Genomic DNA, 6,206 nt, shown 5'->3' on the forward strand with positions numbered 1-6,206 from the left:
GGAAACTCCGTTAACTGACGATGCCGGACATCAGCCAGCCGAGGGTGGTATCGATGAGCCATAGCAACAGGCCCACGATAAGCACGGCACCCAGCACGATGGCAGTTGTCTGGACAGTTTCCTGTCGGGTCGGCCAAACGACGCGCTGGATCTCGCGGCGCGCACTACTTGCCAGCTCGACAACATCACGGCCTTTGTTGGTCGTGATCGCCAGAGCAGCCGCTGCAACACCAAGCACGACGACGCCAAGCACGCGATAAAGCAGCGCTTGGTCAGCAAAATAGGCGTTGCCAGCAACAGCCAGCACAAGAAGAATGACAACGACCGACCACTTGAACCCGTCGTGGCGCGCTTCCTGCACCTCGGCGTTCTGTTTCATCAAAGAGACTCCTCAAGGGTGCAGCGATCGCTAGAATCGAGAATCGGTAAGAAGTCGAATACCATCCTGGGGAAGGATGGCAGGCCAGGAGGGAATCGAACCCCCAACCTGCGGTTTTGGAGACCGCTGCTCTGCCAATTGAGCTACTGGCCTGTAACACTTGCGTGTTCCAGAGACTAAAAACAAGGCTGAATGAACAGCGGGCGCCATCATAGCTGAGACAACCCAAACTGACAAGCCTTATCTTTGACCGCGACCTGGGAGGTCGTCGGAAACGAAAAAGACGAGCCAAACTGCGACTCGCCTTTCCGTTGTATGGAGCTCGTGGGCGGATTTGAACCGCCGACCTCACCCTTACCAAGGGTGTGCTCTACCCCTGAGCTACACGAGCAAAACCTTTGCGCAATCTCGACTGGCGAGATGAACTGGAGCGGGCAGCGGGAATCGAACCCGCGTCATCAGCTTGGAAGGCTGAGGTTCTACCATTAAACTATGCCCGCTTTCCAACTCTTGCTGCCCTGATGCACGCGACATCATAAGCGAATCTGGTGGTGGGGGAAGGATTCGAACCTTCGAAGCTTTCGCGGCAGATTTACAGTCTGCTCCCTTTGGCCACTCGGGAACCCCACCATCTGTGACGACGAATCTTACGTCGCTTGGGATACGCTGTCAAGTGCTTGATTTCATTCTACTTCAAGCGCTTGAGGGAATGTATCGCCTCAGAACGGGACGTAGTATGTCAAAGCATCTGGGTGAGCGCAAGCCCTGAGCGAAGTTTTTCTAGATCAGGCACTCGCGGCTGGTCGGGCGCACCCGACAGGCGCCCTGCCCGCTCGGCAGCGGTCAATGGATACAGCGCCTCCAGGCCGGCATACACCATGTCTGGCCACAGCGCATGCGGCACCCGCAGACCGCGCGCCACCACCCGCGCGTCACCGCCGGTCAGCAGTAGCGGCAAGGCTACCCCTTCACGATCGCAGACCTCGGCATAGAGACGATTGACCGCGCTGACGGCCGCCATGTAGATGCCGTGATTGACGGCCTCTACCGTATTGCGACCCGGCGCGAGCAACGTATCCACCTCGGTATCCGGATCGATGGCCACATTGCGCGTGCCCAGCTTGAGGCTTTCCTTCATCAGACGCAGCCCCGGGAGAATATACCCCCCCAGATGCTTGCCACCCGGCAGCACGAAATCCACCGTGATCGCGCTACCGCAATCGACGCTGCAACAGCCCCCGGTGAGATGATGGCCGGCGAGTGCGCCCAACCAGCGATCGACGCCCAGCCGTTGCGGCTCTTCATAGCCGCAGGTGACGCCCAGCGCCTCCCGCGTCGAGTGTGCGACATGCACGACGCCGACCTGCTTGCGCAGCAACTCCACCGTCTCATCCAGCACCTGCTTGCGCGCCACGCTGGAGATGCGCACGGCCGTGACGACATCCAGGTCAGGAATATCCGCGCCCGGCCGCCACTCCTCTCGCGTCCAGACGGCGCCGCGCGAGCGGATCTCGCTGGAAACGGTGTCCTTGAGACGCCATTTTGACAAGGTGTTGCCGATATCAAGATCCAGAATCATGAGACGGCGCGCAGACTGATCTCGCCACCGGCGAGAGTGATGGTTTCGCCATTCATGCGCACCTCGAGATTTCCATTGATATCGACACCTTCTGCCACGGCTTCTTCTCGTCTGTCTCCGCGCAGAATCACCACATCACGCCCCTTGAAGGCATTGCGCTCATTCCAGCGCGCCTGCCATCCGGCAAAGCCCTGCGACTCGAACTCGGGCAACAGCGCCAGCAATGACTCCATCAGACGCGCGGCATAGCGATTGCGCGAAGCACCGGGAATGATGTCACGTACCGCAGCCACCGGTTGAGTGATCGCCTCGCGTCGGGAGGCCGGCAACTCGATGTTCATGCCGATACCGATGACGACATCACAGGGACCGGACACATCCCCCGTCACCTCGACCAGGATACCAGCGATCTTGGGTTGATCCTTCTGTATCTGCAGCAGGACATCGTTGGGCCACTTGAGGCGCGCGGGCAGGCCATCGGCCTCGAGCACCTCCGCCACCGCCACGCCGATCGCCAGACTCAGGCCCTCAAGCGATGCGGCGCCTGATTCGAAGCGCCAGCCAAGCGAGAAGACCAGGCTGCGCCCCCAGGGGGTTTCCCACTCACGCCCACGACGGCCACGCCCAGCCGATTGCACCTCAGCCAGACAGACCTCGGCATGGCCGGCTCCCTGACGAAAGCGCTCGCGGATGAAGGTATTGGTCGAGTCCACCGACTCCTCGACGAACAGGCGCGTCAGGTGTTTGCGAGTCTCGCGCGGCAGCGCCTCGATGATCTGTTGACCATCGAGCAACTCGATGGGGTTGGCCAGTCGATAGCCAAGCCCCTTGATGGCTTCCAGCGGAATGTCGAGCGCCTCAAGTTTCTTGAGCTGCTTCCAGACCGCCGTACGCGACACCCCGAGCTCTTCGCCCAGGGCCTCTCCGGAGTGGTAGCCACCATCTCCAAGCAGACGAATGAGATCACGGATGGTCATGCGGAGGCCTGTCCCTGTGCAAAAGCGCACATTCTATCGGATTCATGGGCTTGCGAGCCAAGAACAACGACCAAAGATAACGCTCTTTTCGTCAATTCCGCTCCCCGGCACGCATTCCCGCCCCCGACAGGCGATTGAACAAGGCGGAAAGCAGCATCAGGACACTGCCCAGTCCCAGCCATGAACCTACTCGCCACAGCCCCTCAAGGGTGGCGGTATCCCATACCCCCACCTTGATCACGGTGAGGATCAAGATGCCCTGTCCGATGCGCTGCCAATGCTGCTGCCCCACCTTGGCGCCACTCACGACCAGCGCCGCCGCGACGACCAGCATCAGCACACTGTAGGCATATAGCTCCGCCTGCTCGATGCCCTGCCATAGCCCCAACTCAGCGCCATGCCAGCAGTGACGCAAGTTGAGCGCCAACCACAATGCTGCTGACAGCAAGCCGAGCACCTCGCTCAGCCCGCGTATTCGTGAGCGTGTCGCGGCACTTCCCGCATCCGATGCGCGTCTGGATGTCATGCGCCAGAGCATTGCGGCCCCGAGTGCAGGCAGGCCGTATGCCGGCAGAAGCCAATTGACCAGCGGCCAGCTCCCGACATTCCCCGGGTGCCAGAGCGGATTGAAGATGCCCAGCACGCCGACACTCCAGAGGATCACAGCCGCTCCGCCGACCACCAGTGCCAGCACGCGATAGAGCTGCGTCCCTGTCCGCGCCTCAGCACCGTCGCCACGAGCACGCCAGGCGTAGCTTGCCGCCACCCCGGCCAGCGCCAATACCTGCAGGGAAAGCTCCGCCAGGGTGAGGCTGCCCTCGAAGGGCTTTCCACCGGTCAACACATAACGGATTTCCATCACCACCGTCGCGACGGCAAGCTGGACAACGGCACCTTCCAGCCAGCGCTGTGTCCGCGGGCGGTGGCGCATGCCGAGACTGGTCATGGCAACACAGGCCAATACCGGCAGCAGTATCTGCAGTGGCCAGTGCGCGATATCGGCATAGTCGTCATGCGCCATGCCATACATCAAGCGAGCCACGACACCCCACGCCAGCAAGCGTGACAGCTCAGCAAACACGGAGCGCGCCGCGGTATGCCCCTTGCGATACCAGCGCCATTCACAAGCGGTCAAACCCAACAGCTGCAACGCCAGCGCCAGGGTCAGCGATGGCCCCTCCAGCACTGCCACCAGGGCAAGGAATATCCCGGCCTGCGCCGGCAACCACAGCCCTGCGGCAAGCTGAGCGCCTTCACGCGCCTGGAAGCGCATGGCACCCGCCCAGCACACCAGCCCCCAGATCAATGGCGGTAGCCCTGTGTTGACTAGCCCTGTGTTGATCAGCCTCCCTGCATCGTTCGCCCCGCTCGCCCATGGCATGACGTCCTGCCAGAGGGCCAGGGCCCACGCCAGCAGCGGCACCATGGTCGCCAATGCCCACCAACAGGCTGCAAGCGGCCTCTCTGCACCTCCACCCGCATCATGACGCGGTCGCCAACGCGCCAGCGATAACAGGCCGACACTCAGTATCAGCGGGCTGATCATCGCGCTGCTCGACAGCGGTGCCGTCAGGGCAAGCCCCCACACCAGCAACCAGAGTCCGTTGCCAGCAACCACCATCGACCACAGCACCGCATGGCGGCGACTAGACCAGGCAATCACCAGCATCGGCATGAGGCTAGCCAGCCACCCCTGTTGCCACAGGGACACACCGGAGCCGGGCATATCGGAAGGCGCCACCAAGGAGTCAAAGGAGACGCCATGCACGAGGCCCTCCAGCCAGGGCAGCCAGAGTCCCAGCACGACACTCACCGAGACAAGGCCCCCGGCGAGCCAGTGCCGACGCAGCTCAAGAGATACACGCCAGGGCAACCAGGTCGCAAGTGAGGCCTGCGCCTGTCGCTCATCCTTCTCTGCGGCGTCCGTGGATGACTCCCACACCCCCTCCCACAGATACCCCCACGCCAGCACGGCCAGCCAGACACCACCCACCCAGGGCAACAGCCCCACCAGCAATGTCGTACCAGGGGTGATACCGAAGGGCATCAACAGCAACCACCAGGCGAGCGCTCCCACCAGACCGCCCCAATACAGCCAGCTCACCGCGACTTGGCGGTACAGCACACGACACGCTGCCGCGATCACACCCGCATGCCCCAGCAACAGCAAGGTCGAGGCTTCCTGCCACTGCTGGTGAATGGGCAGCGCCAAGGGCAGAGCATATCCGCCCAACATGCCCAATGCTGCCAGCCACGGCCCATGATGCCGCGCACGCTCCAGCATCCACAGGCTCAAGGCTGCCAGCAGTACGAAGGTGACCGGCATGGACACCAGCGAAAGCAGAAAGTGACCAGCCAGCAGGCTCGCCGCGAGCACCAGGCTGCCGGCACCGCTGACCGCGCCGGTCAGACTCGATGACTGGGACGTACGCAGTCTCAGCCACTCAGCCAATACCGTCATGCTCAGGCCGAACCCGAGACCCAGCGACAGCCGTACCCTCGGCCCCAGCAAGCCCTGCTCAAGGGAGTACCCGACGAGCAGGATGCCTGCCATCACCAGAGACAAGGCACCCACAAGAATCATCCAGTGTTCCTGAAGCAGCGTCAGCAGACGTGACATGCCCCCCGGCAGCACCTCTGATACCTTGCTTGCAGGATCTGCGCCCTGCCCCTTCTCGCCTGAACGACTGGAGGCAGCTCCATGCAACAAGCGCTGAAGTAGCCGGTAGGACAGAGAGTGGCCGCCACTGGATGATGCAGTGGTCCGCGAGTCGCTGATCGATGGCGTTGCACCGGATGCTGCCAGTCCTTCCCGGGGCGGCACTTCGGCAGACGATTTGTCCACACCCCCTTCTTGCAAGGGGGTGTGCATAACCGGAGCGCCATGTGCAGGACGCTCGCGAGTAAGCCTGGCCTCCATATCGCGCAGTCGCTGCTCCAGCGCCTTGATGCGCAGCATGCTGAGCCACCCCATCAAGGAACCACCCAGTACCAGCAACGCCATCATGACGCCCACCAACATCAGCTCATCCATCGCCCAGCCCGTCATCGAAGAGTCGTGCTCAGAGACTACGGCATTTTGCCTGGCACCTCATGCTGTCAGTCTCTCGGCACCGTATTTGCACATTGGACGCAAAAAGCCCGACTCCTGGGGGGAGCCGGGCTTTCTTTTCTGCGCACAAAGAGAACCGCCACTGCAGCAAGGCTGCAGGGGCGGTTCGGGATAAGTGCCTGACGATGACCTACTCTCACATGGAGAAACTCCACACTA

4 protein-coding genes and 4 tRNA genes are annotated in these 6,206 nt (G+C 62.0%); all 8 read right to left on the reverse strand.

Annotated features, from left to right (window positions below):
* Window positions 1-10: 10 nt before the first annotated feature.
* On the reverse strand, window positions 11-379 hold the full coding sequence (gene secE, locus MSG32_RS17510; RefSeq protein WP_043334897.1) for a preprotein translocase subunit SecE: 369 nt from the start codon (window positions 377-379) through the stop codon (window positions 11-13).
* 77 nt (window positions 380-456) lie between these two features.
* A tRNA-Trp gene (locus MSG32_RS17515) sits at window positions 457-532 on the reverse strand.
* A 163-nt stretch (window positions 533-695) separates the two neighbouring features.
* Window positions 696-770 (reverse strand) — tRNA-Thr (locus tag MSG32_RS17520).
* A gap of 35 nt (window positions 771-805) precedes the next feature.
* Window positions 806-879: transfer RNA gene (locus MSG32_RS17525), tRNA-Gly, on the reverse strand.
* 46 nt (window positions 880-925) lie between these two features.
* A tRNA-Tyr gene (locus MSG32_RS17530) sits at window positions 926-1,009 on the reverse strand.
* A gap of 109 nt (window positions 1,010-1,118) precedes the next feature.
* The gene (locus MSG32_RS17535) at window positions 1,119-1,958 is read right to left on the reverse strand and encodes a type III pantothenate kinase (RefSeq protein ID WP_054556896.1); all 840 of its coding nucleotides are present in this window, start codon (window positions 1,956-1,958) and stop codon (window positions 1,119-1,121) included.
* Window positions 1,955-2,935, reverse strand: coding sequence for a biotin--[acetyl-CoA-carboxylase] ligase (locus MSG32_RS17540; RefSeq protein WP_043334904.1), 981 nt, complete (start codon window positions 2,933-2,935; stop codon window positions 1,955-1,957). The genes MSG32_RS17535 and MSG32_RS17540 overlap by 4 nt, the downstream gene beginning before the upstream one ends.
* Window positions 2,936-3,026: 91 nt before the next feature.
* On the reverse strand, window positions 3,027-5,984 hold the full coding sequence (locus MSG32_RS17545; RefSeq protein WP_248381037.1) for a DUF2339 domain-containing protein: 2,958 nt from the start codon (window positions 5,982-5,984) through the stop codon (window positions 3,027-3,029).
* Between the last annotated feature and the right edge of the window lie 222 nt (window positions 5,985-6,206).

It is taken from the genome of Cobetia sp. 1CM21F (assembly GCF_023161745.1).
GTDB lineage: Bacteria > Pseudomonadota > Gammaproteobacteria > Pseudomonadales > Halomonadaceae > Cobetia > Cobetia amphilecti.

Excerpts from the sequence above, each read along its gene's own strand:
- secE (WP_043334897.1), bottom strand. The coding sequence starts at position 379 with ATGAAACAGAACGCCGAGGTGCAGGAAGCGCGCCACGACGGGTTCAAG.
- MSG32_RS17545 (WP_248381037.1), bottom strand. The coding sequence starts at position 5,984 with ATGACGGGCTGGGCGATGGATGAGCTGATGTTGGTGGGCGTCATGATG.
- MSG32_RS17540 (WP_043334904.1), bottom strand. The coding sequence starts at position 2,935 with ATGACCATCCGTGATCTCATTCGTCTGCTTGGAGATGGTGGCTACCAC.
- MSG32_RS17535 (WP_054556896.1), bottom strand. The coding sequence starts at position 1,958 with ATGATTCTGGATCTTGATATCGGCAACACCTTGTCAAAATGGCGTCTC.